Origin of the sequence: Streptomyces sp. 4N124 (assembly GCF_052245395.1) — a bacterium.
Classification (GTDB): Bacteria; Actinomycetota; Actinomycetes; order Streptomycetales; family Streptomycetaceae; genus Streptomyces.
Genome location: NZ_JBQQBS010000015.1, coordinates 140657 through 165620 on the forward strand (window position 1 = coordinate 140657; position 24964 = coordinate 165620).

20 protein-coding genes are annotated in these 24964 nt (G+C 70.0%); 8 read left to right on the forward strand and 12 right to left on the reverse strand.

Annotated elements, in window-relative coordinates; all coding sequences use genetic code 11:
• Positions 1-19: 19 nt before the first annotated feature.
• Positions 20-706 carry a TetR/AcrR family transcriptional regulator gene (locus ACTWQO_RS17915; protein ID WP_443238329.1) on the forward strand — a complete coding sequence of 229 codons (687 nt, stop codon included), beginning with the start codon at positions 20-22 and terminating at the stop codon, positions 704-706.
• A 20-nt stretch (positions 707-726) separates the two neighbouring features.
• On the opposite strand, the gene ACTWQO_RS17920 is transcribed toward ACTWQO_RS17915, so the two are convergent.
• From ACTWQO_RS17920 to ACTWQO_RS17965, 10 genes are all read right to left on the reverse strand, one after another.
• Positions 727-1533, reverse strand: a complete 807-nt coding sequence (locus tag ACTWQO_RS17920) for an ABC transporter permease (RefSeq protein WP_443238330.1) — start codon at positions 1531-1533, stop codon at positions 727-729.
• A 1-nt stretch (position 1534) separates the two neighbouring features.
• Positions 1535-2338, reverse strand: a complete 804-nt coding sequence (locus ACTWQO_RS17925; protein ID WP_443238331.1) for an ABC transporter permease — start codon at positions 2336-2338, stop codon at positions 1535-1537.
• Between the two features lies 1 nt (position 2339).
• Positions 2340-3335 (reverse strand): ABC transporter ATP-binding protein, encoded by a 996-nt coding sequence (locus tag ACTWQO_RS17930; RefSeq protein WP_443238332.1) that lies wholly within the window; start codon positions 3333-3335, stop codon positions 2340-2342.
• A 154-nt stretch (positions 3336-3489) separates the two neighbouring features.
• A complete protein-coding gene (locus tag ACTWQO_RS17935; protein WP_443238333.1) occupies positions 3490-6369 on the reverse strand; it encodes a glycoside hydrolase family 2 TIM barrel-domain containing protein in 2880 nt (959 codons plus the stop codon).
• Between the two features lie 27 nt (positions 6370-6396).
• Complete coding sequence (locus ACTWQO_RS17940) at positions 6397-7272, reverse strand: carbohydrate ABC transporter permease (RefSeq protein WP_443238334.1); 876 nt, start codon at positions 7270-7272, stop codon at positions 6397-6399.
• Positions 7269-8237, reverse strand: coding sequence for a carbohydrate ABC transporter permease (locus ACTWQO_RS17945; RefSeq protein WP_443238335.1), 969 nt, complete (start codon positions 8235-8237; stop codon positions 7269-7271). Before ACTWQO_RS17945 ends, ACTWQO_RS17940 begins: the two co-directional genes overlap by 4 nt.
• 20 nt (positions 8238-8257) lie before the next feature.
• Complete coding sequence (locus ACTWQO_RS17950) at positions 8258-9520, reverse strand: ABC transporter substrate-binding protein (protein WP_443238336.1); 1263 nt, start codon at positions 9518-9520, stop codon at positions 8258-8260.
• Between the two features lie 226 nt (positions 9521-9746).
• Complete coding sequence (locus ACTWQO_RS17955) at positions 9747-11600, reverse strand: glycoside hydrolase (RefSeq protein ID WP_443238337.1); 1854 nt, start codon at positions 11598-11600, stop codon at positions 9747-9749.
• Between the two features lie 117 nt (positions 11601-11717).
• Positions 11718-12959, reverse strand: coding sequence for an ROK family transcriptional regulator (locus tag ACTWQO_RS17960; RefSeq protein WP_443238338.1), 1242 nt, complete (start codon positions 12957-12959; stop codon positions 11718-11720).
• Positions 12960-13084: 125 nt separating this feature from the next.
• Positions 13085-14329: an FAD-binding protein gene (locus tag ACTWQO_RS17965; RefSeq protein WP_443238339.1), complete on the reverse strand. Its 1245-nt coding sequence runs from the start codon at positions 14327-14329 to the stop codon at positions 13085-13087.
• Positions 14330-14507: 178 nt separating this feature from the next.
• Here ACTWQO_RS17965 and ACTWQO_RS17970 point away from each other — a divergent pair, with 178 nt between their 5' ends.
• The 7 genes from ACTWQO_RS17970 to ACTWQO_RS18000 all read left to right on the forward strand — a co-directional run bounded on the left by ACTWQO_RS17970 (position 14508) and on the right by ACTWQO_RS18000 (position 22127).
• Entirely contained in the window at positions 14508-15827 is a 1320-nt protein-coding gene (locus tag ACTWQO_RS17970; protein ID WP_443238340.1) for a radical SAM protein, read from the forward strand.
• Between the two features lie 63 nt (positions 15828-15890).
• The gene (locus ACTWQO_RS17975; protein WP_443238341.1) at positions 15891-16454 is read left to right on the forward strand and encodes an RNA polymerase sigma factor; all 564 of its coding nucleotides are present in this window, start codon (positions 15891-15893) and stop codon (positions 16452-16454) included.
• Complete coding sequence (locus ACTWQO_RS17980) at positions 16451-17176, forward strand: hypothetical protein (protein ID WP_443238342.1); 726 nt, start codon at positions 16451-16453, stop codon at positions 17174-17176. The genes ACTWQO_RS17975 and ACTWQO_RS17980 overlap by 4 nt, the downstream gene beginning before the upstream one ends.
• A gap of 186 nt (positions 17177-17362) precedes the next feature.
• Positions 17363-18850: a cellulose binding domain-containing protein gene (locus tag ACTWQO_RS17985; protein WP_443238343.1), complete on the forward strand. Its 1488-nt coding sequence runs from the start codon at positions 17363-17365 to the stop codon at positions 18848-18850.
• A gap of 265 nt (positions 18851-19115) precedes the next feature.
• Entirely contained in the window at positions 19116-20207 is a 1092-nt protein-coding gene (rsgA, locus tag ACTWQO_RS17990; protein ID WP_443238344.1) for a ribosome small subunit-dependent GTPase A, read from the forward strand.
• 67 nt (positions 20208-20274) lie between these two features.
• Positions 20275-21651 (forward strand): DNA-3-methyladenine glycosylase 2 family protein, encoded by a 1377-nt coding sequence (locus ACTWQO_RS17995; protein WP_443238345.1) that lies wholly within the window; start codon positions 20275-20277, stop codon positions 21649-21651.
• Positions 21648-22127 (forward strand): methylated-DNA--[protein]-cysteine S-methyltransferase, encoded by a 480-nt coding sequence (locus ACTWQO_RS18000; protein ID WP_443238346.1) that lies wholly within the window; start codon positions 21648-21650, stop codon positions 22125-22127. Before ACTWQO_RS17995 ends, ACTWQO_RS18000 begins: the two co-directional genes overlap by 4 nt.
• Before the next feature lie 94 nt (positions 22128-22221).
• On the opposite strand, the gene ACTWQO_RS18005 is transcribed toward ACTWQO_RS18000, so the two are convergent.
• Together ACTWQO_RS18005 and ACTWQO_RS18010 are read right to left on the reverse strand one after the other, a co-directional pair.
• Positions 22222-22593: a PPOX class F420-dependent oxidoreductase gene (locus ACTWQO_RS18005; RefSeq protein WP_443238347.1), complete on the reverse strand. Its 372-nt coding sequence runs from the start codon at positions 22591-22593 to the stop codon at positions 22222-22224.
• 31 nt (positions 22594-22624) lie between these two features.
• Positions 22625-24955, reverse strand: coding sequence for a glycosyl hydrolase family 95 catalytic domain-containing protein (locus tag ACTWQO_RS18010; protein ID WP_443238348.1), 2331 nt, complete (start codon positions 24953-24955; stop codon positions 22625-22627).
• Between the last annotated feature and the right edge of the window lie 9 nt (positions 24956-24964).

The following is a 24964-nucleotide window of genomic DNA, read 5'->3' on the forward strand; positions in this document are numbered from 1 at the left end:
GGGTCGTGAGGAGGCGAGTGTGGGCAGGAGCAACGAGGCTCGGGTGGAGCAGGCGCGGCGCGAGGTGTCACCGCGCAAGCTGGAGAAGCAGATGGCCATCGCGAGCGCGTCCTGCAAGGTCTTCGGCCGCGAGGGCTATGCGCGCGCCTCGGTCGACACGCTCGCCGCCGAGGCCGGCGTCTCCACCCGCACGCTCTACAACCACTTCCCGGGCGGCAAGGCCGAACTGTTCCGTACGGTCGTCACCTGGACGACGACCGACGTACGGGACGCCCAACTCGCCCGGATGCAAGCGCTGTTGGACCCCGAGCGGCCACCCCGCCCGGAGGACCTGGAGGGCGATCTGGTCGCCCTGGCGCGGGCCTTCGTCGCCCTCATGACCGAGTTCCCCGACCACTTCGCGCTGGTCCGCCATATCCACGCCGAGGCCGACCATGTGCCGCCCGAGGTGCTCCAGGCGTGGCAGGACGCCGGACCGGCCCGGGTCCAGCGGGGGATGGCCGATGCGATGACGAGCCTGGAGGAGGCCGGACTGCTCGATCTGCACGGCGACGCGCCCATGGCGGGCGTCCACTTCCTGGCCCTGATCTCGCACTCCGTCGTCCAGCAGTCCCACTACGGCGTGCGGCCCCTCCCGAAGGGGGAGGTCGATCGCATGGTCACGCGCGGTGTGGCGGCGTTCCTACGGGCGTACCGGGCCGGTTGACCAGCGGCCGGCGGCGTCGGTCATCCGTTCACGCCCGCGTAGTGCCGCAGGCTCCACCGCCACAGCAGGCGGGCCGCGAGATAGGCCAGCACGCCCAGCAGCGGGGAGGCCGCCGCCAGCCAGTACGGGACGCCGGTGCTGTGGCCGTGGCCGGTGAGGACGGCGGCCGGGAAGTAGGCGACGAACGCGAGCGGGAGGCCGTACGTCAGGAAGCCGCCCACCGCCTTCGGCAGCACGTTCAGGGGGTAGCTGCCGAAGGTGCCGAGGAGTTCCTCCAGCCAGCGGCTCCAGTAGTCGGCGGCCGGGAAGCGCAGCGCGGCGCAGGCCACGACCGCGAACAGGGCCGCCTCCAGGAGCATGCCGCCGAGGACCGCCGCGATCAGGTACGAGATCCGGCCCGCCGTCCAGTCCAGGTGACTGCGACTGAGCGCGCCCACCATCAGGCCCGCCGCCACGGTCAGGTCGCCGATCGCGTTGGTCGGGAAGTAGGCGAGCTGGACCTGGCGGTACACCGGCATGGGGCGGGTCAGATAGACGTCGATCATGCCTTCCTGGATCTGTCGGCCGATGAAGTGCAGCCGCCCCAGCACCAGGACGAACAGCCCGTGGGCGAGCATCCGGATCGCCGGGATCAGCAGCACGTCCGAGCTGTCCCAGCCGCCCATCCCGGTGAACCGCGCCAGCAGCACCGTCGCGAACACGATCACCGACACCTGCCAGATCGCGCCGGCCGCGACGTTCAGCAGGAACTCGGTGCGGTACTCCATCGCGGCACGGATGTTGAGCAGCGAGATCCGCCACACGATGCGCAGAGCCTTCAACGACATCTCAGCCTCCCTGCGAGATCACGCGCGCCGCGGCCTGCCGCCACACCCACCGGGTGAACAGCGCCAGCACGACGACCCAGGCCGCCTGAATGGCCAACTGGACGCCCGCGTCGGCCAGTTGGATACGGCCGATGTAGATCGACAGCGGCACGCTCAGCGTCGCCTGGAACGGCAGGAAACCGCTCAGCGTGAGGAACCAGTCCGGGAAGAACCACAGCGGCGCGTAGACCCCGGACAGCAGGTTCTGCACGAAGATCAGGATCAGCATCGCGGAGTTGTTGCGGATGGTGAAGAAGCACATCTGGTCCAGGACGAGCATCACGTAGTACAGCACCCACTGGCCGAGCAGCAGACTGACCGCGAACACTCCCGCCACCGCGGCGGACCGGGGCGGTTCGACCACCCCGAACGCGAGGCAGACCGCGAATCCGCCCAGCGCCCACGCCAGCCCGTACAACTGCTCACCGAGGGCACGCAGGGCGTAGTACCGCTGGGGCGGCATCGGGCGCAGATACCAGTAGACGATGGTGCCGAAGTGCATGTGCTGCAGCACGGTGTCCCGGCCCGCGTACTGGTCCAACTCCCGCAGCCGGGAGGCGAGTACGGCCAGCACGGCATAGGTGACCGCCTGGCTCTCGTCCAGTCCGGCGGTGGTCCCGGTGTGGGAGTACAGGCCGTGCCACAGCGACGCCACCAGCACCACCTGCACGGCCAGCCGGATCAGCACGGCCGTCATCCGGGGCGGGGTGTGCAGTTCACCGAGGGGGGTGACGCGGGCGGCGCGCCAGGCGTGCAGAACGGCCACGTCAGACCACCTCGGCGTGGACGTACGCGGCCCGCATCACGTCTTCCAGGTCTGCCTCGTCGATGGCGACGCCCGTCACCTCGTACCGCTCGATGACGGTCTTCAACGCCTGGTGCACCGTGGGCGCGTCGGGTCCGTCCGGCCCGAAGACGACCTGCGGGCCGTTCTGCCGCAGCAGCGCGATGCCCGGCAGCGGTACGACGTCGGTGTGCGCGTCGGCGAGGGTCGCCCGCACCTGCCAGGTCGAGCCGAACTTGCGGCGGATCTCGTCGAGGCCGCCGTCCAGGACGAGCCGGCCGTGGTTGATCAGGACGACCCGCTCGGCGAGCCGCTCGACCTCTGTCATGTCGTGCGTGGTCAACAGGACCGTACGGCCGCGCTGTTCCACCTGGTGCCGGAGGAACTCCCGCACCTGCTCCTTGACCACCACGTCCATGCCGATGGTCGGCTCGTCGAGGAAGACGACCGGCGGGTCGTGCAGCAGGGCCGCAGCGAGGTCGGAGCGCACACGCTGGCCGAGCGAGAGGTGGCGCACCCGGGTGTCCCAGAAGGAGGAGAGGTCCAGCAGCTCGTCGAACTCGCCGAGCCGGGTGGCGTGTTCGGCTCTGGGCACCTCGTAGATGTCCCGCAGGATCGAGAACGACTCACGCACCGGCAGGTCCCACCACAGCTGGGTGCGCTGCCCGAACACCGCGCCGATGTTCCGGGCGTTGCGCTCCCGCTCCTTGTACGGCACCACGCCCGTGACCCGGCACTCGCCGGACGTCGGGGTGAGGATGCCGGTGAGCATCTTGATGGTGGTGGACTTGCCGGCGCCGTTCGGGCCGAGCAGGGCGAGGAGTTCGCCGGGCGCCACGTCGAAGGTGATGTCCTGGACGGCGTGCTTGGCGACCCGCTGCGGGTCGACCAGGGACCGCAGCGCGCCGGTGAAGCCCGGGCGGCGGACGGTGGTGTGGAAGGTGCGGGACAGGCCGCGGACCTCGATGCTTCCGCTCAAGTTCGTGAACTCCCTTGCCTCAAACATGAGTTGCGGCCGGTCGGCTTGGAGGGCCGACCGGCCGCGGGCGCATCACGACCGTCGCAGAATGTCGATCAATCGGGCAATGGATTTATTGATCGACTGATTGGACTAATCGATCACCGATCACCGGTCACCGGGAATCGGACTGGTCGGCCACCGAGAACACGAACGAGAACTCGGCCGGCTCGGCCCGCAGGAAGTACTGCGGCAGCGGGCCGGGTCCGCACGACTGGGAGCCGATGCCGTGCTGCCCGTGGTCGAGGTTGACCCACACCGTGTCGCCGGGCGTGAGATCGGTGAGGTGCTGGGCCGCGTCCAGCTGCTCGTTCGTCCAGCGGCGCGCGCTGAACCAGAACTCCGGGTCACCCTCGATCCGCAGCCCGCCGAGCTCCGCCCAGCGGACGTCGGCCCGGGCACCGTTCTCCTGCGGACGCACGTACGGCGTCTGCAGCTCGTCCACGGTCGAGCTCCAACGCCCCAGCATCGACGCCGACTTGGTGTCCGGATAGGCCTCACCGGGACCTCCGCCGAACCACCGCACCGCGTCCGCAGACGCCAGCCCGAACCGGATGCCCAGCCTCGGCAGCGGCACGGTCCAGTCGCCCTCGGGACGCACGGAGACGGTGAGCTTCAGCCGGGTCCCGTCGGAGGTCCAGCGGTACACGGTGTCCAGGCCCACCTCCCAGGCGGCGGGCGCCACCCGGGTCCGTACGGTCAGGCAGTCGTCCGCCGACTCCACACCGGCCAGCCGGTGTTGCATCCGGTGCAGCCCGTACTTGCGCCACAGCAGACCGAACCGGACGTCCGACTGCCAGGGCGCGCCGTCGTCGTTGTCCGTGGGCGCCCGCCACACGTCGAGGCGCAGACCGGTCACATCGACGCCGCCGATGGTCCGCAGCGCGCCGGTGCGGGCGTCGAAGGAGGCGGGACCGAGATGGACGGTCCCCTCGCTCACGGTGGGGCCCTCGCTCGCCGTGATGGAGGGCTTCACCCGCTCGGTCACCGGGAGTTGGGCCCACGCCACCACGTGGCCCTTCGGGGCCCAGGCGGTCTCCTCCGCCAGCAGCGCCCGCACCGTCCACTGCGCCTCTCCGCCCGGCCGGTCCGGCTGCGGCAGCTTCGCCTCGGCCGACTCGCCGGGCGCGAGCGCCGGCACGTTCAGCGTCCCGGCCTCGACCGTCTCGCCGTCCACCTGGTACGACCACTCGAAGGTCAGCGCCGACAGATCGGCGAAGTCGTACGCGTTCGTCACCCGTACGGTGCCGTCCGCGCCGTCGCCCTCGATGCGGACGGGCTCGATCACCTTCTTGTACTCGACGAGTCCCGGCGACGGCCGCCGGTCCGGGAAGATCAGCCCGTCGCAGACGAAGTTCCCGTCGTGCAGCTCCTCGCCGAAGTCGCCGCCGTAGGCGAAGCCCAGCTCCGGGTGGGTGATGCCGTGGTCGATCCACTCCCAGATGAAGCCGCCCTGGAGCCGGTCGTACGACTCGAAGATCCGCTGGTAGTCGGCGATGCCGCCGGGGCCGTTGCCCATGGCGTGGCCGTACTCGCAGAGGATGAACGGCAGTTCACGCCTCTTGTGGGTGCCGCCGTCCAGCCCCGCGCCGATCCGCTCGACCTCGTCATGGGCCGCGTACATCCGCGAGTACATGTCGGTGTCACGGCAGTCGATGTCGCCCTCGTAGTGCACGAGCCGCGAGTCGTCCCGCGCGTGGATCCACTCGGCCATCGCGGTCAGCCCGCGGCCGGTGCCGGCCTCGTTGCCGAGGGACCAGATGACGACCGACGGGTGGTTCTTGTCGCGTTCGACCATACGGGCGGCGCGGTCGAGCAGGGCCGGCGTCCAGCGGTCGTCGTCGACCGGGTTGTCACGCCAGGCCTGCTCGGTGAAACCGTGCGTTTCGAGGTCGCACTCGTCGATGACCCACAGGCCGTACTCGTCGCACAGGTCCAGGAAGGCCGGGTGCGGCGGGTAGTGCGAGGTGCGCACCGCGTTGAGGTTGTGCCGCTTCATCAGCAGCACGTCCTCGCGCATGGTCTCCAGGTCGAGGGCGCGGCCCTGCTCGGGGTGCCACTCGTGCCGGTTGACGCCCTTGAACAGGATCGCCTTGCCGTTGACCTTGATCAGGCCGTCTTCGAGGACGACCGTACGGAATCCGATGCGCAGCGGCACGCGCTCGCCCGCCGTGACCAGCTCACCGTCGTACAGCTTGGGCGTCTCGGCCGACCACGGCTCGACGGGGACGGTCACGGACTCGCCGGTCGCGACATCGATGTCCAGCGCGGGCACGGACACCCGCCCCTCGACGTCGGAGTCGACGCGCAGGGTGCCCTCGCCCGTGGTGTGGTCGTAGGAGGCCTGCACGAAGAAGTCGCCCGCGCTGCCCGCCGGGCGGTGCAGCAGGGTGACATCGCGGAAGATGCCGGGCAGCCACCACTGGTCCTGGTCCTCCAGGTACGACCCGGCGGACCACTGGTGCACCCGGACGGCGAGCACGTTGCCCGTCGGCTTCAGCAGCGGCCCGGCCGCGAACTCGTGCGGCAGCCGGGAGCCCTTGAACTCGCCCAGTTCCGTGCCGTTCAGCCAGACGCGGGCGCAGGACTCGACACCGTCGAAACGCAGGACGGCGCCGCCGTCGCCGGGCCAGTCCGCCGGCAGGTCGAAGACGCGGATGTGGTCGCCGGTCGGGTTCTCGGTCGGGACGTGCGGCGGGTCCACCGGGAAGGGGTACAGGTGGTTCGTATAGATGGGCGAACCGAACGCCCCGTCGCCCTGGAGGACCCAGTGCCCGGGGACCGTGACCTCGGCCCAGTCCCCGGTGTCGTACCCCTCCTCCGCGAAGGAGTCGTCCTCGGCGTCCGCCGTCGCGGCCAGGCGGAAGCGCCAGCTGCCGTTGAGGGAGAGCGACTTGGCGTCGGAGGACGCGTACCAGGCGCGGGGCGGCAGGGCCCCGCTGCCCGGCGAGACGTCCTCGACGTAATCGATGGCCGTGGTGGTGCGGAAAGACATCGGTCTCCAGGTCTTCAGAAGAGGGCGTCAGCCCTTGATGCCGGTCTGGGCGATCCCCTGGACCAGCCAGCGCTGGAGGAAGAGGAACACGAACACCAGGGGCAGGATGGAAATGGCCGTGGCCATGAAGATCAGGTGGTAGTTGACGGTCTGGTTGGTCGCGTACGACGAGAGGGCGACCTGCACCGTCCACGCGCTGGGGTCCTGGCCGATGACCAGGGGCCACAGGAAGGCGTTCCAGCCCGCGATGAAGGTGATCGTCGCGATCGCCGCGAAGAAGTTCAGCGAGTTGGGCACGACGACACGCCAGTACGCGCCCCAGTAGCCGAGCCCGTCCACACGCGCCGCCTCCTCCAGCTCCTTCGGGAACCCCAAGAAGTACTGCCGGAACAGGAAGCAGGTGAAACCACTGAAGAGGCCCGGAATGATCAGTCCGCGGTAGCTGTCCACCCAGCCGAGCGACGAGACGAGCACGAAGCTCGGCACGAAGGTCACCGCTGTGGGCACCATCAGGGTGGCCAGTACGGCGTAGAAGACCTTGTTGGCGTGCTTGTACGGGATGCGGGCGAGGCCGTATCCGGCCAGCGAGCAGATGAGGAGGATGCCCGTGGTGTGCAGGACGGCTACGACCAGCGAGTTCCACATCGACCGGGCGAAGTCGACCGTGACGTCGTCGAACGGCTCGGTGACGTTGCCCCACTGGATGTCGGTGGGGAACCACTTCCACTCCTCGCCCGTGATCTCCGGGTCCGTCATGAAGGCGTTGCGGACGATCAGATAGAACGGGATGAGGAAGAGGGCGGCGGCCACGCAGGTCGCGATGTACAGACCGGTGTTGCTCATGACGCCGCCGCGGCGCTTGGCCTTCGCCGGCTTCCTGACGTCGGGTGCTGTGGTGGTCACTGGGACTCGTCACCCCTTCCGAAGCCCATGATCTTGCCCTGGAACAGGGTCACGAGGCAGATGAGGGCGGTCAGGACCAGCGCACCCGCGCTGCCCGCGCCGTAGTTCTGGTTCTCGCCCAGGGCCATCTTGTACAGCTCGACCAGTGGCGGCATGCCCCAGGTGGCCTTGCCGAGCAGGATGAAGAATTCGTCGAAGGCCTGGTAGGCGGCGATGAGCAGCAGCAGGATCACCGCGGTGGACGTCGCCCGCAGCTGGGGCAGTGTGATGTAGCGGAAGGTCTGCCAGCCCGTCTTGGCGCCGTCGATGGCGGCGGCCTCGTACAGCTCCCTGGGGATGTTCTGCAGCGCCGCCAGGAAGAGGATCATGTAGAAACCGGACTGCAGCCACAGCCGGACGGTCACGATGACCAGCCAGTACCAGGGCGGATCGGGATTGCCCAGCCAGGCGATGTTCTCGATCCCGAACCAGCCGAGGAACGTGTTGGCCATGCCGAAGCGGACGCCGTTGAAGATGGACATCTTCCAGATCAGCGCGGCAGCCGCGTAGCTGACCGCGGTCGGCAGGAAGAACACCGACCGGAAGAACGCCTGCATGAACCGCAGCCGGTTCACCATGAGCGCCAGCCCGAGCGACAGCGCCCAGGTGGTGGGCACGATGAACGCCGCGAAGACGGTGAAGGTGACGAGCGAGTTCCTGAAGTCCGTGTCCGACAGGATCTGCTTGTAGTTCTCCAGGCCGACGAACTCGCTCGGCGTGACCGTGAACCGTGCCTCGAAGAAGCTGAGATACAGGCTCCAGCCGATGGGCACGAAGACGAAGATCACCAGGCCGATCAGGAACGGGCCGGTGAAGAGCCAGAAGTTGAAGGTGCTGTTCGCCCTGAGGCCCCGCCGCGGCCGGGCCTTGGAGACCTTGGCCGGGGCGGGGTTCTTGGCGACCCCGGGTGTGGTGGTGGTCGACATGTCGAGATCCGTCCGGCGGCCTAACCGAAGAGCTTCTTGAGTTCGGTGTTGATCTTTTTCTCAGCGGCGGCGAGCTGGGCCTTGGGGTCACTGTCCTTGCGGACGGAGTTCGCCATCACGTCGTTGACCGCGGCGATCATGGCCTGGGTCCAGCCGATGTTGTCGAAGTGGCCGAACTCGTTGAACAGCTTCACTCCCTCGGCCGGAAGGCCGGACTTCAGCTTGGTGGCGGACTCGGCGAGCGAGGTGCGCGGCGGGATGTGGAAGCCGTAGGAGGTGGCGAAGTCCTCCTGGTATTCCTTCTGGTCGATCCACAGCCACTTCACGTACTCCTTGGCCGCGTCGACGTTCTTGCTCTTGGCGTTGACGAACATGGACCAGCCGCCGTTGTAGACCGACTCCTTGCCGGCGGACCCGACCTTCGGGAACGGGAAGATGCCGATGTCGTCGCCGAGCGCCTCGATCATCGCGGGCATCGCCCACATGCCGCACCACTGGATCGCCGTCAGGCCCTGGGTGAAGGCCGACGGGTCCCACCAGTCGGCGGGCGCGTCGAGCAGCAGGTCACCGCTGGTGAACAGGCCACGCAGCTGCTTCAGGCCCTCGGCGACCTCGTCGGTGTTGAAGGCGGGCTTGTTGTCCGCGGTGAGGGTGTCGGCGCCGGCCGACCAGATCAGGTTGTGCTGGACCGGGGTGAGGTCGTTGCCGAGGTAGGCGCCCTTGACCTTGTTTGTCTTCAGCTTGGCGGCGGCCTCGATCAGCTCCTCCAGCGTGGTCGGCACCTCGACCTTCGCCTTCTCGAAGAGCGAGGGCCGGTAGAAGAAGAACTGCGGGTCGTCGATCATCCGGACGCCGTATATCTTGCCGTCGACCGTGTGCGACTTGATGTCGGCCGCGTTGAAGTCGTCCTTGACCGGCTCGATGATGTCGGTCAGATCCGCCACCTGACCGCTCTTGATGAGCTGGATCTGCGGGTGGAACTCGAAGACGTCCGGCGCGTTCTTGGTGAGCAGCGCGGCGAACAGCTTCTGCTCGAAGTTGTTGCCGGTGATCCACTGGGTGGTGACGTTGGCGTCCTTGTAGGCCTTGGCGTACTTCTTGACCGCCTGCTCGACACCCGCCTCGCCGTACGCGTGGAAGTACTGCACGAGGGCGTCGCCCGAGCCTCCGCTGCTGCGCCCGGTGTTGCCGCCGCACGCGGCCAGGCCGCCCGCGGCCGCCAGGCCCATCGCGGCTCGCAGTACGTTTCGGCGGTCCCAATTGGTGTTGCTCAGTGCCGACATGTTGACGTCCTTGTCTCGAGTGCGGCTGCGGCTCCACGGCTCGGTGGCCGGTGGCTCAACCGGTGGCTCAATTCGGCTTGCGGTGCGGGACGTTAACCTTCGGCTAAGCCTTCGGCAAGGGGTTGGACGAAGTCTGCTCGAAGCGTTGTGTGGCGTTCGGGATACCGGACGTGCGGGGTGGCGGGCCGCCGCACCAGCGGCCCGCCAACCCATCGGTCAGGAAGGGTTACTGATGGAACCAGGCCTGGTTGGTCCCGCCGTTGCAGGACCAAAGACCCACCTTGCTGCCGTCTGCCGTCGCCTGCCCGCCGACGTCCAGACACGTCCCGGACGCCTCGTTCACGATCTGCCCGTTGGAGTTGAGTAGCCAGCGCTGACCCGCGTCACCCGTGAAGGCCGCACTGGTCGTCAGGCCCGCACTCCCGGCCGTCAGATAGCCGCCCGCGCCCTTCAGCGTGCCCTTCGCGTCGTACGACCAGTCCTGCGCGTCCGCGGTGCAGGCGTTGATCGCGGCCCCTGAGGCGTCCGCCGTCAGGCACTTCCCGGACTGCTGCCCCTGCAGCGCGCCCGTGATCGCCGAACTGCCGCGGCCCTTCTGGTCGAGGACGTACGTCGTGATGGACCGGGCCGGGAGCGAGGCGGAGACGGTCGAGCCGCGCACCGCCGGCCCCGCCACCTTCGCCCAGTTCTCGTCCGCCGACGTCCGTACGGCCTGCGAAGCCCGCACCGGCGTCTTGCTGTTGAAGTGCAACTTCAGCGAACTGTCGGTCGCGTTGTGGTTGTTGACGACGACGACCCACTTGCCGTCGCGGTCGTACGTCGACACCTCGACGCCGTCCGGCACTCCCGTCACGTTGTGCGCGACCGAGCCCGGCTTGACGAACTTGCTGTACTGGCCGAGCGCGTAGTAGCGCTTGGTGAAGTACAGGGTCTGGTTGCCGTTCGTGGCGTAGTCGGGGTCGTAGTAGATCAGGCCGTCGTTCCAGCCGGAGTCGTTCTTCGCGTACGGGTCGGTGCCGATCATCTCCGACAGGGCGACCCACCAGTGGAATGCCGAGTCGTGCGCGGTCGCGAAGTCCTTGTAGATGATCCGGGAGAGGTTCAGACCGCCGTCGATCGTCGGGTCGTACTCCTGCGCCCAGCCGGTGCCGCCCTTGCCGAAGCAGCAGATCTCGGTGGACCAGGACTCGATGCCGGCGTTCTTGGCGGTCTCGTAGACCTTCGCGCGGTTGGCGTCGCTGGGGTTGTCGTAGGTGTGGTGGGCCAGCTTGTCGACGTACTGGGCCGTGCCCGGCTGCGAGATCCAGCGGGGGACCTCGTCGTTGAACTTGACCGTGCTGGTGGACTCGTCGGCGATGATGCCGGTCTTCTGGCGCCGTGCGTCCTGCTCGGCGCCGAGCGCCCGCACGATGTCGTCGCGCTGGTCGACGTCGACGAGCATGCCCTCCTGGCCGCAGGAGTCGAAGCTGTTCGTCGGCTCGTTGAAGGGGCTGATGTGGTCGAACCTCTGGCCCCGCTTGGCGAAGTGGTCGGTGACGTCGGCGATGTACTTCGCGAAGTCCTGCTCGTTCTCCGCCTTCAGATAGCCGCCGCAGCTCTTGCCGTTGGTCTTCCATTCGGCGGGCGCGCTGTTCACGAAGGCGACGAGGTTCTCGACGCCGTACTTCGCGGCGTAGGACAGGAACGTACGGCCGCCCTTGTCCTTGCTCCAGTCGTACGTCCCGTCGTCGTTGCGGAAGTCCTCCGGGGCGCGGGACGGGGTGGTGACCGCCGTGCCGCCACCGCCGATGTTGTAGCGGTAGTTGCTCAGGTCGAGGCCCTGCGACGAGAAGAGCAGCTTCGCCACCCGGGCCTGGACCTTCGGGTCGAAGTTCTTCAGGTCGTTGACCCACCAGGCGCCGGACGCACCGATGTTGTCGATGGTCTGGGCGGCGTAGGGGGAGACTTCCGCGGCCACCGGGGCGGCGGCGCTCGCGGGCGGGGCGGATATGAGAGGGCCTGCGACAGCGAGTGCGGCTGCGGCTGTCAGGAGGGCCGATCTCTTGCGGGGGTGAGTGGTGCGGGGGTGAGTCACGTGCATCCCTTCCGTCGTCATGAAGGTGGTGCGGTACGGCTCCTTGCTGGGGTGGTGCGCTTTGTGGCGGGCTGTTTCCTTTTCTGCGGGGCACCTCAGCCGGTGTCGAGGCCACGACCGTGCTCAGCCCTTCGGGCCTCCGCGCGCTCGCGCCCTCGACACCGGCGTGCCCCGCTGCCCCACCGACTGCAGCGCCCCTTCGAGCGCGAACGTCGCCGCGCCCAGGCACACCGGGTCGGTGGGGATGGGGGAGAGGACGATCTCGGTGGCGGCCAGGGGCCGCCTGAGCGCGTGCCGGGCGACGGCCTCGCGCACTTCGTGCAGCAGCGGTTCGCCGAGCGTGCGGGCGACCCAGCTGCTGAGCACGACCACTTCGGGATTGAGGATGTTGACGAGATCGGCGATGCCGGCGCCCAGATAACGGGCGGTGTCCCGGACCACCTTGAGGGCCACCGGATCCTGCGCGGCGACACCACGGGCCAGCGCGTCGATCGTGGCGGTCTGGTCCTCGGGGTGCAGCAGGGTGCTGCGGGGGCTCAACTCCCGCAGGTTCAGCATGATTCCGGGCGCGCCGACGTAGGTCTCGACGCAGCCGTGGTTGCCGCAGTGGCACAGCCGTCCGTCGAGGACGAGCGTGGTGTGGCCCCACTCCCCGGCGCTGTTGCTCACGCCCCGATGCAGCCCGCCGCCCAGCACGAGCCCCGCGCCGACGCCGGTGCCGAGGTTGACCACGACGGCGTTGCCGTATCCGCGGGCGGCCCCGAACCACTGCTCGGCGACCGCGCAGGCGCGCAGCGGGTTGTCCAGGTACAGGGGGTAGGCGATGACCTCGGAGAGCAGATCGAGCAGCGGCACGTCGTGCCAGTCCCAGTTGGGCGCGTACTCGGAGATCCCGGTGTCGCGGTCCACCTGCCCCGGCACGCTCACGCCGACGCCGAGAACGCGCGCGCCCTCGATGCCGGCCTGTGCGACCACCGAGCCGACGGCCGCGGCGACATGGGCGACGACCTGCTCCGGGAGGCTCTCACCGGGGCGCATGTCCTCGTCCGCGCGGGCGAGCACGTTCAGCCCGAGGTCGAACAGCTCGACATGGACGTACGTCTCCGCGATGTCGACACCGATCAACGCGCCCCCCGACGCGTTGACGGCCACGAGTCCCCGGGGCCGGCCCCCCGCCGAGTCCTCGAACCCCACCTCCGTGATCATGCGGAGGTCGAGCAGCTCCCCGACGAGCGTGGCGACCGTGGCCAGGCTCAGTCCCGTGGCGGCGGCCAGCTCCTGCCGGGAGGTGGGCGACTCGGCGATGATCTGGCGCAGCACCTCGTAGCGGTTCGCGGTGCGGATGTCACGTGAGGTGCGCTTCACCGGAGCAGCCCATCCCTTCCCAGCCAGGCCGGGGTCTACGTCGGCACCGGCGCGGCGCAAGGCTATGGGCTGCGGAGACTTTCGACAAGGGGTTAGGAAAGGGGGTGTAGAAAGTCCCGCGCGGTTCAGCCGGCCAGGATGTCCCGCACGAAGGCGTTGGCGAATTTGCCGCTGGGGTCGAGTACTTGGGCCAGCGCCCGGAAGTCGCCGAGCCGCGGATACCGGTCCAACGGGACCGCGTCGAACACCTTCCCCCAGTGCGGCCGCGCGTCGAGCCCGTCCAGCGCCTCCTCCACCCGCCGCACCACCGGCAGCACCGCGTCCGTGTCCTCGACCCAGGTGAAGTGCACGGCCACGGTGTCCCGCCCGTACGCCGGGCTCAGCCACTGCGTGTCCGCGGCGACCGTCCGTACCTCGCAGGTCTGGAGGACGGGCGCCAGCGTCGTACGGATCGCGTCGAGCGCGTGCAGCATGTCGAGGGCGTGCGGGCGTGGCAGCAGGTACTCCGACTGCAGCTCGGCGCCGCTGCTGGGCGTGAAGTCGGCCCGGAAGTGCGGCAGCCGCTCGTGCCACGGACCCGGCACACCGAACTGCTCGGTGCAGTTGACCGCGGGCATGCCCGGCACGGGGTGCAGCTTCTCGGTGGCGGGTGCGGCCCACGGGAAGTCGGGCAGCGGCTGGTCGGTGCGCCTCTTCAGCCACACCTGCCGGAAGCCGGGCTCGCGCCAGTCGGTGAAGAGGCTCACGCTGTAGGCCGCCGCCATCACCGTCTCGAACGTGTCGAAGTCCAGGCCGGCCAGCGGCAGTTCGGTGAACAGGTGCTGTTCGACGTCGTAGGACGGCTCCAGGTCGAGGGTGAGCGCGGTGACGACACCGAGCGCGCCGAGCGAGGTCACCGCCCCGCCGAACCGTTCGTCGTCCCGCCCGATGACGACGGTCGACCCGTCCGCCGTGACGATCTCCACCTCGCGCACCGGCGTGGCGAGCGACCCGTTGCGGATGCCCGACCCGTGCGTACCGGTCGCCACCGAACCGGCCACCGAGATGTGCGGGAGGGAGGCCATGTTCGGCAGCGCGAAACCCCGCTCGTACACGTGGCGGGCCAGGTCGGAGTACCGGACCCCGCCGCCGACCCGCACCGTGCGCGCCGCCGCGTCGACATCGACCTCGACGGGCAGGCCGCCCAGCGACACCAGCGCCCCCTCGACGCCCGGCTCGGCGATCTCGTTGAAGGAGTGCCCGCTGCCCAGCACCCGTACGCGGTCGCTGCCCGCCACGAGCGCGCGCAGCGCGTCGAGCGAGTGCGGGCGGTGCAGTTCCTTGGCGGTGTACGTGATGTTGCCCGCCCAGTTGGTCACGGTCTCGGCCATGCGGTCGCCCCTCCCGAGGAATACGAGAACCAGGAATGCGGGAACCAGGAATGCGAAAACCGGGAATCCCCAGGTGGAAACTACCCTGACCGGAAACACAAGGCCCCCCGCCCCCACCTCCGCTCGCACGGGGGCATACCGTGAGGAGTCGAACGCCTGAGCCGGGAGGAGACACGGGATGGGCAGCCGTACCGCGCTGGTCGAGGATCTGATGGAGCGCTTTCCGCATGTGCCGCGGGAGGCCGTCTTCAAAGAGGACCTGCTGCGCGGCGGGGTGGCCTTCGACCCCTCTGCGCTGAGCGACAACGAGGGCGGGGAGGTGAAGCCGAAGTCGTACTTCATCTTCTCCTTCGACCACGGCACCCTGCCTGAGCTGGGCGAGGCCGCGCTGCGCCGCCCGCCGGAGGAGATCATCCTCACCGGAGGGCCGTACGACCTGCGGCGCACCGTCGTCTCGGTGCGGGTGAACCCGTCGTCGCCGTACCGTGTGGCCTCCGACGAGGACGGGATGCTCGGGCTCTACCTCGACGGGAAGCGGATCTCCGACGTCGGGGTGCCGCCCATGCCGGAGTACTACCGGCACACCCTCTCCAACGGGAAGTCCGTCATGGAGGTCGCCCCGACCATCCAGTGGGGCTACCTGATCTATCTCACCGTCTTCCGGGTCTGCCAGTACTTCGGCGCCAAGGAGGAGTGCCAGTACTGCGACATCAACCACAACTGGCGCCAGCACAAGGCGGCCGGGCGGCCGTACACGGGCGTCAAGGACGTGGAGGAGGTCCTGGAGGCGCTGGAGATCATCGACCGCTACGACACCGCGAAGGCGTCCACCGCCTACACGCTCACCGGCGGCGCGATCACCAAGACGGTCTCAGGCCGCGACGAGGCCGACTTCTACGGCCACTACGCCAAGGCCATCGAGGAGCGCTTCCCGGGCCGCTGGATCGGCAAGGTGGTGGCCCAGGCGCTGCCGCGTGACGACGTCCAGCGGTTCAAGGACTACGGCGTGCAGATCTACCACCCGAACTACGAGGTGTGGGACGAGTACCTCTTCAAGATGTACTGCCCGGGCAAGGAGCGCTACGTCGGCCGCGACGAGTGGCACAAGCGGATCCTCGACTCGGCGGAGGTCTTCGGCGCCCGCAATGTGATCCCCAACTTCGTGGCGGGCGTGGAGATGGCCGAGCCGTTCGGCTTCACGACGGTCGACGAGGCGATCGCGTCGACCACCGAGGGCCTGCGCTTCTTCATGTCGCAGGGCATCACGCCCCGGTTCACCACCTGGTGCCCCGAGCCGACGACCCCGCTCGGCAAGGCCAACCCGCAGGGCGCCCCGCTGGAGTACCACATCCGGCTGCTGGAGGCCTACCGCGCCACCATGGACGAGTTCGGCCTGTCCTCGCCGCCCGGATACGGCCCGCCCGGACCCGGCCGCGCGGTGTTCTCCGTCAGCTCCTTCATGGACAGCCTTTCGGCGCAGGAGCCGGTCGAGGTGTAACTCCCGCCGTGCCGCCGGACATAGAGAGGTGTCTCAACGGACGGCGGACGGAAGGGGGCGGGTGTGCCGGACGACGGAACACCTGAGGAAAGACTCCGCACGCTCTACGCGACGTACTACGGGCGGGTGCTGAACTTCGCCCGGCGTCGCGTGGCGGATGCGGAGACCGCGCAGGACGTGGCAGCCGAGACGTTCCTCGTCACCTGGCGACGTATCGACAAAGTGCCTCGCGAGCACGACGAGGAACTGCCGTGGCTGTACGCCGTGGCTCGTAACGTCCTCGCCAATCAGCTGCGCGGACAGCGCCGCGGCGGCCGGCTCACCGCACGCCTGGGCCGCGTCGCCCCCGTGGCGCCGACGGCACCCGACCACGCCGGGGGAGTGGTCGAGGCCCTGCACCTACGCCAGGCGCTCGCCGCGCTGTCGGACAACGATCAGGAAACCCTGCGGCTCATCGCCTGGGACGGCCTCGACACCGCCGCCGCGGCACGGGTCGTCGGCTGTTCGGCGCGCACCTTCGCCGTACGGCTGCATCGCGCCCGGCAGCGCCTGGAACGGGAGTTGGCGCGCCGGGAGGAACCGAGAGCAAGCGGAGAGCTGGCCGGGCTGAAGGGGGAGCGGACATGACGAACACGGCCGAGAGCGAAGAGCGGGTACGTCAACTGCTGGGCCCGGCGAACCCGGTGACCGCCGAGAGCCCCCCGGACCGGACGGCGTTGGCCCGCATCCTCACCGAGGAGCGCCCGCACACGCACCGGCGCCGCTGGGTGATCGGCGTCGCGGTCGTCGCCGCCCTCGGTGCCGGGGGATTGGCCGCCGAGGCCACCGGTGTGATCCCCGACGATGTGGGCTGGGGCCTCAACCGGGCGAGCGGCGGGCCGGGTTCGGAGGGCCTGGAACCCGACACCGACCGGGCGACCATGCTGTTCGCGGGTACAGCGCCGGACGGCGTGCGGATGCAGTACTGGTCGGCGCCGAACCGGTCGGGCGGGACCTGCAAGTACCTCCGGGTCCTCGACCGGGACGGGAAGCGCTTGGAGCAGGGCTGGTCGCAGTGCAGCCGCGGCGGTATGTACGCGGTGAAGCGTACGATCTGGTCCACTGTGGACACGAACGCGCTGACCGACTGGGTCACGGTCTACGGTCTCGCTCCGCGGGGAGCGGTCGGCGTCAGGGTCACCTGGGACGGCGGTCGGTCACTGAACCACATCAATGTCGGCCGGGATCGATACTTCTTGGCGTTCCTTCCGTATGACTCTCGTAGTGACGAAGAGTGGGTGGAGCAGTACAGGACGGAGTATCTCGACGCCGGCGGACGGGTCGTGGCGATGGAGCAGTCGCGCCGCTGATTCGTCACGGGGGGATGCGCGGTCCGGGCGAGGGGGCCCGGACCGCGTGCCCGTCGGGCACCGGATTTGAATAGCGTGCTTGTCAGTTGTGTCGAGAACGTGAAAGGCTCGTGCTCTGCCGCGAGGTTTCCCCCAACTCCGTTGCCAAATAGGTGAGTTGACCTCGCTCGTGGATGCAGGAGACCCATGCCCGACCTGCCGACCCCTCAGGACGCCGCCGAGGCCGCGCTGTTCTCCGAGTGCTGGGACGCGGTGCTCTCGTACGCCGACCTGTGCACGGCCGGATCCGCCGCGGCCACCCGGCTGGCCACCGAGGCCTTCGCGCTCGGCATACGCGAGGCCCGCGCCGGTGAGACCGGCACATCCAGGAACGCCGGCCGCCGCCCGGCCCGGCTGCCCCGGATTCCCTTGCTGCTGACGGCCGTTCGGACCACCGCGGCGGCCTGGGAGACCGACGGCCAGGGCCACAAGCTCGACCCGGAGCTACGGCTGTGGCTCAACTCGGACAAGGCCGAACGCTACACGGGACCTCCGCTGCAGCGCCCGCTCGCGCTGCGCGGCCTGCGCGACATGCAGGAACCGGACGCGGCGCTGCTGTGGCTGGCCGAGGTGGAGGCCCTGCCGATGTCCGTCGTGGCCCGCCGGCTCGGGCTCGACCCGGCGTCGGTCTCCGACGAACTCGACCAGGTGCGGGTCCTGTTCCGGGACCGCTGCCACCGCGCCCACCTCGATACGCCGATGGCCGCGCAGTGCCGCAGCTACGCCCGGCTGCTCGACGCGGTCACCCGCTCCCCGCTCGCAGACACCCCGGAGGACCTCTCCCGCCACCTCGCCCGGTGCGTGGAGTGCGCGGAGGCCGCCGCCTGTCTGCGGCTGCACGGCGGCGGACTGCCCGCCGCGCTCGCCGGCGGTGTGATCGGCTGGGGCGGCCTCGCCTATCTGGAGCGCCGTCGCAGAGCCGCCGAGGTACGGATGGGCGCCGGGCGCCCGGACCCCGCGGACGCGGACGCGCCCCCGAACCCCGGTGCGCACAAGGCGCGCGTCGTGCGGGGCGGCCTCCTCGTCGCCGCCGTCATCGTCTCCCTGCTGGCACTCGCCGTGTCGATGATGCCCGGCGGCACCACCGACGACGGCGCCGCGGGACCCACCGACGGTTCCGACCGCCAGCCGGTGGCCGTCCCCAGCGTCTCCGAACCGTCCACCAGCGCGCGGCCCTCGGCCTCGGCGACCGTCTCGCCCGAGCCGTCGGCGACCGGCCCCTCGGACCGTTCCGACGACAAGGGGCCCGACCCGGAACCCCAGGGCACCACCTCGTCCACCGCCCGCGGCGGCGACCCGGACCCCGAGACGGACGACCCGGCCACCTGCGAGGTCGCGTACGACCTGGTCAACCAGTGGCCCGACGGCTTCCAGGCCACCGTCACCATCACCACCACCCAGGCCCTGGAGAACTGGCGGGTCGCCTGGTCCTTCAAGGACGGCCAGCAGGTCGGCCAGATGTGGGACGCGAGCTTCGCCCAGGACGGCTCCCGCGTCACCGCCACCGCCGCCGACTACAACAAGACCGTCCCCGCCGACGGCTCCCTCGCCTTCGGCTTCCTCTCCTCCTGGCGCGGCAAGAACTCCCCGGGGTACGACTTCACCCTCAACGGCCACGACTGCACGAAGGCCTGACGCCGGGGGCGGGCGGAAAATGCGTTGACGGACCGCCGCAGGGTGGGACTACAGTTGCGGCGAATCGAGAGGGACGGCCTGCCGGCCGCCCCGTCGTCCGGTGAGCGAGAACAGGAGGTGTTGACCGATGGCTGTCACTGCGGTGGGCGTTGCCCGCATCCAGAAGTCCATCAACTCCACCTCCGTGGCCACCGGCTGACCTTCCTTCTCCTCACATCGCGCCCGAGCGCGCGCAGGGCCGGGGCCGCCCTTCGAAGGGCCACCCTTGACTACCACCTCTGCTTTCTCCGCTCTGACTCCCTACGGCTGGGACGAGGCATGGGCGGACCAATTCACCCCCTACGTGTCCGAAGGGCTGCTGCCCGGACGGGTGCTGAGGGTCGATCGCGGACAGTGCGACGTGGTCACCACCGACGGGGTCGTGCGGGCCGACACCGCGTTCGTCACCCCGAACGATCCGCTGCGGGTCCTGTGCACCGGCGACTGGGCCGTCGTCGAACCCGCGGGCAACCCCCGTTACGTACGGACGTATCTGCCGCGCCGTACCGCCTTCGTGCGCTCCACCTCCTCCAAGCGGTCCGAGGGGCAGATCCTCGCGGCCAACGTCGACCACGCGATCGTCGCCGTGTCCCTGGCCGTCGAGGTCGACCTCGGCCGGATCGAACGCTTCCTGGCCCTGGCCTGGGAGTCCGGCGCGCAGCCGGTCGTGGCGCTCACCAAGGCCGACCTGGTCCCGGAAGCGGCCACCCTCGCCCATCTGGTCCAGGACGTGGAGACCACGGCGCCCGGTGTGCCGGTGCTGCCGGTCAGCGCCGTCGACGGTGCCGGGCTCGATGTCCTCGCCGCGGTGGTCTCCGGCGGTACGTCCGTGCTGCTCGGGCAGTCCGGCGCGGGCAAGTCGACCCTCGCGAACGCGCTGCTCGGCGAGGACGTCATGGACGTACAGGCCACCCGGGACGTCGACGGCAAGGGCCGCCACACGACGACCACCCGCAATCTGCTGCGCATGCCCGGCGGCGGCGTTCTGATCGACACGCCGGGGCTGCGAGGTGTCGGGCTCTGGGACGCCGAGACCGGTGTCGGGCAGGTCTTCTCCGAGATCGAGGAGCTGGCCGAGCGGTGCCGGTTCCACGACTGCGCCCACGAGGCCGAGCCCGGGTGCGCGGTGCTGGCCGCGATCGACTCCGGGGAACTGCCGGTACGACGGCTGGAGAGCTACCGCAAGCTGCTGCGGGAGAACCAGCGGATCGTGGCCAAGACGGATGCGCGGGTCAGGGCGGAGATCCGCAAGGACTGGAAGCGGAAGGGGGCTGAGGGCAGGGCGGCGATGGAGGCGAAGCGGGGGCGTTGGCAGTAGACCGTCCACCCCGATGTCCGATTTCCGCCAGCCGTGACGTCCCACCTGGCGGAAACTGGAACACGTGATGGACGAAGACACCAGGTACGAAGCGGTGCGCAGCCGGGACGCGCGGTTCGACGGCGAGTTCTTCTTCGGCGTCGAGACGACCGGCATCTACTGCCGCCCGAGCTGCCCCGCCGTCACCCCCAAGCGCCGCAACGTCCGCTTCTTCACGACCGCCGCCGCCGCGCAGGGCTCGGGTTTCCGGGCCTGCCGGCGGTGCCGGCCGGACGCGGTGCCGGGGTCGGCCGAGTGGAACGTGCGCGCGGATGTCGTGGGCCGGGCCATGCGGCTGATCGGGGACGGCGTGGTCGACCGGGAGGGTGTCGCCGGGCTCGCCGCACGGCTGGGATACAGCGCGCGCCAGGTCCAGCGTCAGCTCACCGCGGAACTCGGCGCCGGGCCGGTCGCACTGGCCCGCGCCCAGCGCTCGCACACCGCACGTGTCCTGCTGCAGACCACCTCGCTGCCCGTCACGGAGATCGCGTTCGCGTCCGGGTTCGCCAGCGTCCGGCAGTTCAACGACACCATCAAGGCGGTGTACGCCTCGACGCCCACCGCACTGAGAGGCGCCGCGCCGAAGGGCCGTACGGCGACCCCGACGGCCGGCGTCCCGCTACGGCTCGCGCACCGCGGCCCGTACCAGGCCGGTGCCGTCTTCGATCAGCTGGCGGACGAGGCCGTCCCCGGCGTCGAGGACATCGGCGGACCGCGCGGGCGGCGGACGTACCGCCGCACCCTCCGCCTCCCCTACGGCACCGGAATCGTCGCCGTCGAGGAGCGGCCGGGACAGCCGCGGCCCGGGTCCGGCGGCTGGCTGGACGCGCGGCTGCACCTCACCGACCTGCGCGATCTGACGACGGCCGTGCAGCGGCTGCGGCGGCTGTTCGACCTGGACGCCGATCCGTACGCCGTGGACGAGCGGCTCGGCGCCGACCCGCGGCTCGCCCCGCTGGTCGCCGCCCGGCCCGGACTGCGGTCACCGGGCGCCGCCGATCCGGAGGAGCTGGCGGTACGGGCGCTGGTGGGGCGTACGGCGGCCGAGGTGCTCGTACGCCGGTACGGCAAGGCCCTCGACGCGCCCTGCGGCAGCCTCACCCATGTCTTCCCCGAGCCCGCGGTCCTCGCGGAAGCCGAGCCGGACGGCCCCCTGAGCGCGCTCACAGCCGCCCTCGCCGACGGTTCCGTACGACTTGACCCGGGGGCCGACCGGGACGACGCGCAGGACGCGCTGCTCGCCCTGCCCGGGATGGACGCCCGCATCGTGGCGATCATCCGCACCCGTGCCCTCGGCGACCCGGACGTGGCCGTGCCCGGCACGGACGTCCCCGACAGCTGGCGCCCCTGGCGCTCCTACGCACTACAACACCTGCGTGCAGCAGGGGAGTTGGAGCAACGATGACGTACTACACCACCCTCGACAGCCCCCTCGGCCATCTTCTCCTCACCGCCGACCCCAACGGCACGCTGACCTCCCTCTCCATGCCGGGCCAGAAGGGCGGGCGCACCGTCCAGGACGGCTGGCGGTCCGACGCCGGGCCCTTCCGGGAGGCGGAGCAGCAACTCGCCGCGTACTTCGCCGGCGATCTGAAGGAGTTCCGGCTGCCGTTGCGCGGCGAGGGCACCGAGTTCCGGGAGCGGGTCTGGTCCGTGCTCGACTCCGTGCCGTACGGGGCGACGACGACGTACGGCGAGATCGCCGCGCGCGTCGGAGCGTCCCGGGCCGCCGTGCGGGCGGTGGGCGGCGCGATCGGGGCCAACCCGTTGCTTGTCCTGCGTCCGTGCCATCGTGTGATCGGGGCGGATGGTTCGCTTACGGGTTACGCGGGGGGCCTGGAGCGGAAGGTGGAGCTGCTCAGGCTGGAAGGTGCGCTCTGAGCTCCGCGGGGAGCCACGATGGGCCGTCGGTCGTCTGACGGCTCGTCGTGGCTGGTCGCGCAGTTCCCCGCGCCCCTACGGGGCGTGCTGCAGATCAGGCCTCCTCCAGGCCCCAGCTGTGGATCCGCCGCGGAACGATGCGGATCACCTCCTCGCTGAAGTGGGGGCCCAAGTCGTGTGGGCCGACCAGGAGTTCGGCCTCGCCGCGGATGTCGACGCCGCGGACCCGCCAGGGGCGGGCGCTGATCATGTCGTCGACGACGAGGGCGACCTTCGGGTTCTTCTGGAGGTTGCGCCACTTCTTGGTGCTGCCCATCGCCCGGCCGCCGATCAGGATCGTCCCGTCGTCCTGCGGGAAGATCCCGACCGGGTTGGCCTGCGGCTGGCCGTGCGGGTCGACGGTGGCCAGCCGTCCCAGCCGCTGGGTCTTCAGGTACGCGCGTTCGGCTTCGGTGAATTCCGCCATGGCAGCAGACAAGCACGTCGTACGTGCCGGGTCATCCTTCCGTGCCGGGCAGCCCCCAGCGGGGCGCGTCCTCGTTGGGCCGTACGGGTGTGACGGTGAGGTCGGGACGGTCGCCCCGGCGGGTGATCAGTGCCGACTCGCCCTTCCGGAGGGCGATGCGGATCGCGCCTTCGCCGGCGTCCGTGTACCGCAGCGGGCGGCCACGTCCGTCCCGTACCTCGATCGGCCCCGGGATGCCGTGCCGTACAACGCAGGGCGCGCCCGCCTCGCTGACCAGCCGGACCCAGCGGGTGGTCCCGCCCTTGCGGACCGCCGACAGCAGAAACGCGCCCTGCGTGCGGAAGTCGTGGACCGTCAGGTCGGCCCAGGCGGCCGGGAGGGCCGGGAAGACGCGGATCGTGTCGCCCCAGGACTGGCAGACCATGTCGTGCAGGGACTGGGCCGCCGACAGCGGGGTCTCGATGACCGGGCCGGACTCCTTGTACATGGTGTTGGGCTGGATGAAGCGGGTCATCAGCTCGCCGAGATATTTGAGCGCGTCCTCGCCCTTGCCGAGCAGCGCGGACATGGAGGCGGCGCCGGTGAAGGTGTAGCCCTGAAGGGCGCCTTCGAAGCCGACCCAGTGCGCCAACGACTTCTCGATCAGGGCCCGTTCGTCCGCGGTGCGGCCGGTCAGCTCGTACAGCGGGTACACCGCGAGGAGATGCGAGTAGTGGCGGTGCGACTTCGCGAACGGGATGTCCGCGCCGATCATGAACCCGTTCGCGTCGGTCGGATACGGCGCCCGCTTGGCCAGCACCTCACGCCAGCGCGGCGCCAACTCGTCGTCGATGCCGAGCAGTTCGGCCGATTCCAGGAGGGTGCGGCAGCCCCACGTCAGCAGCATCAGGTCGTAGTTGCAGTCGCGCGAGTTGCCGCCGTACTCCGGGGAGAAGGTGGCGGGCAGGTGGAGCTTGCCGTCCGGGCCCGGCTCCAGGAAGTGCAGGTAGTAGTTGATCGCCTTGCGCAGGAGGGGGTAGAGGACGTCGCGCAGGATGCGTTCGTCCATCGTGTGGCGGTAGCTGAGCCAGACGTTGTGGAGGGCCCAGGTGAGGTTGCCGACCTCGGGGGTCGGCGGGTCCTGGCCGGGGATGCCGACGCCGTAGCCGGTGAGGGTGCCCGCGGCGCCGTTGATCAGGTGGGGGTCGGTGGTGCGGGGGATGCCGAGGGAGTCGGCGCGGTACTGCGGGGCCATCTCCTGGGTGAGGTTGTCCCGGAACTCGCTCAACGCCCTTGTCACCGCGTCGAGTTCGAGGTGGTTGGCCCCGTGGATCAGCCAGTACTCCAGTTGCACGTTGAGGTTCCACCAGGTGTTGGGCCAGGGCGTCGACTCCAGCCAAGGGCCGCACGTCGCCATCACCGGCGCGTCACGGCGGGCGGCGGACGCCGTCTTGTACAGCTGGATCCAGTAGAAGCGCTGGATGCGGGCGTCGGGGACGGAGAGGAAGCTCTTGAGGTAGAACGCGTGCCACCAGGCCCGGTGGGTCACCGCCAGCGCCGCGTACGGAAGCCCGGAGGCTTCGCGCACCGCCTTCAGCGCCCGGTCCAGCGCCGTGGTCCGCGGATACGAGTGCGCGACATGGACGTACAGCGTCCTGGTCGCGCCCCGCTCCCGCTCCCGCCACGCCGTCACATGCTGCCCGCCCGCCAGCAGCGGCTGTACGGCGGCCGAGACGCCGGCGTGGTCGGCGACCTCGGCGGGCGGGTTGCCCTGATAGCCGTCCGGGAGTGGCCGGTACGCGGCGCGTGGGCTGATCGCGTCCGCCGGATGGAACACCCAGCGGAAGTCGCGCTCACCCGCGCTGGGTGTCACCTCCACGGCGAGCACCGAGCGGCTGGTGTGCACCAGGGCGCGGAGGGTGAGCGTGCCCCGGTCGGTGGTGAGGGTGCCGGTCAGCTCGGCGTCGCGCAGTCCGAGCCGCCAGTCCAGGCCGGTGATGGTGCCCACCGGCTCCAGGGTGAAGTGGCCGATCGGCAGCCGGGCCAGCCCGAACAGCGAGCCGAACTCGGGGCGGTGGTCCTGCACCTCGGAGTGCTGGATGTTGAAGCGGACGGCGCGGGTCTCGGCGCCCGGCTCGGCGTAGATGCCCGAGCCGAGGAAGCCGTTGCCCAGAAACGGGCCCTCGTACCAGGTGGCCGGCATCCGCTGCCAGACCAGGTCCGCGTCGTCGAGGACCGTGCGCCAGGGGTCGGAGGTGTGGCCATGGTCGTAATCTGCCGCGGTCGCCTGTGCGGGCAGGCCCGAGGTGAGGCCCGTGGTGAGGAGCGCGCCGCTGAGGGCGGATCCGGTGGCGAGGACGGTTCGTCTGGACGGTTTCGGCATGGCGTCACT

Coding starts and splice junctions, on each gene's coding strand:
- ACTWQO_RS17920 (WP_443238330.1), bottom strand. CDS start 1,533: ATGTCGTTGAAGGCTCTGCGCATCGTGTGGCGGATCTCGCTGCTCAAC.
- ACTWQO_RS17935 (WP_443238333.1), bottom strand. CDS start 6,369: ATGTCTTTCCGCACCACCACGGCCATCGATTACGTCGAGGACGTCTCG.
- ACTWQO_RS17945 (WP_443238335.1), bottom strand. CDS start 8,237: ATGTCGACCACCACCACACCCGGGGTCGCCAAGAACCCCGCCCCGGCC.
- ACTWQO_RS17950 (WP_443238336.1), bottom strand. CDS start 9,520: ATGTCGGCACTGAGCAACACCAATTGGGACCGCCGAAACGTACTGCGA.
- ACTWQO_RS17955 (WP_443238337.1), bottom strand. CDS start 11,600: ATGCACGTGACTCACCCCCGCACCACTCACCCCCGCAAGAGATCGGCC.
- ACTWQO_RS17965 (WP_443238339.1), bottom strand. CDS start 14,329: ATGGCCGAGACCGTGACCAACTGGGCGGGCAACATCACGTACACCGCC.
- ACTWQO_RS17970 (WP_443238340.1), top strand. CDS start 14,508: ATGGGCAGCCGTACCGCGCTGGTCGAGGATCTGATGGAGCGCTTTCCG.
- ACTWQO_RS17980 (WP_443238342.1), top strand. CDS start 16,451: ATGACGAACACGGCCGAGAGCGAAGAGCGGGTACGTCAACTGCTGGGC.
- ACTWQO_RS17985 (WP_443238343.1), top strand. CDS start 17,363: ATGCCCGACCTGCCGACCCCTCAGGACGCCGCCGAGGCCGCGCTGTTC.
- ACTWQO_RS17995 (WP_443238345.1), top strand. CDS start 20,275: ATGGACGAAGACACCAGGTACGAAGCGGTGCGCAGCCGGGACGCGCGG.
- ACTWQO_RS18000 (WP_443238346.1), top strand. CDS start 21,648: ATGACGTACTACACCACCCTCGACAGCCCCCTCGGCCATCTTCTCCTC.
- ACTWQO_RS18005 (WP_443238347.1), bottom strand. CDS start 22,593: ATGGCGGAATTCACCGAAGCCGAACGCGCGTACCTGAAGACCCAGCGG.
- ACTWQO_RS18010 (WP_443238348.1), bottom strand. CDS start 24,955: ATGCCGAAACCGTCCAGACGAACCGTCCTCGCCACCGGATCCGCCCTC.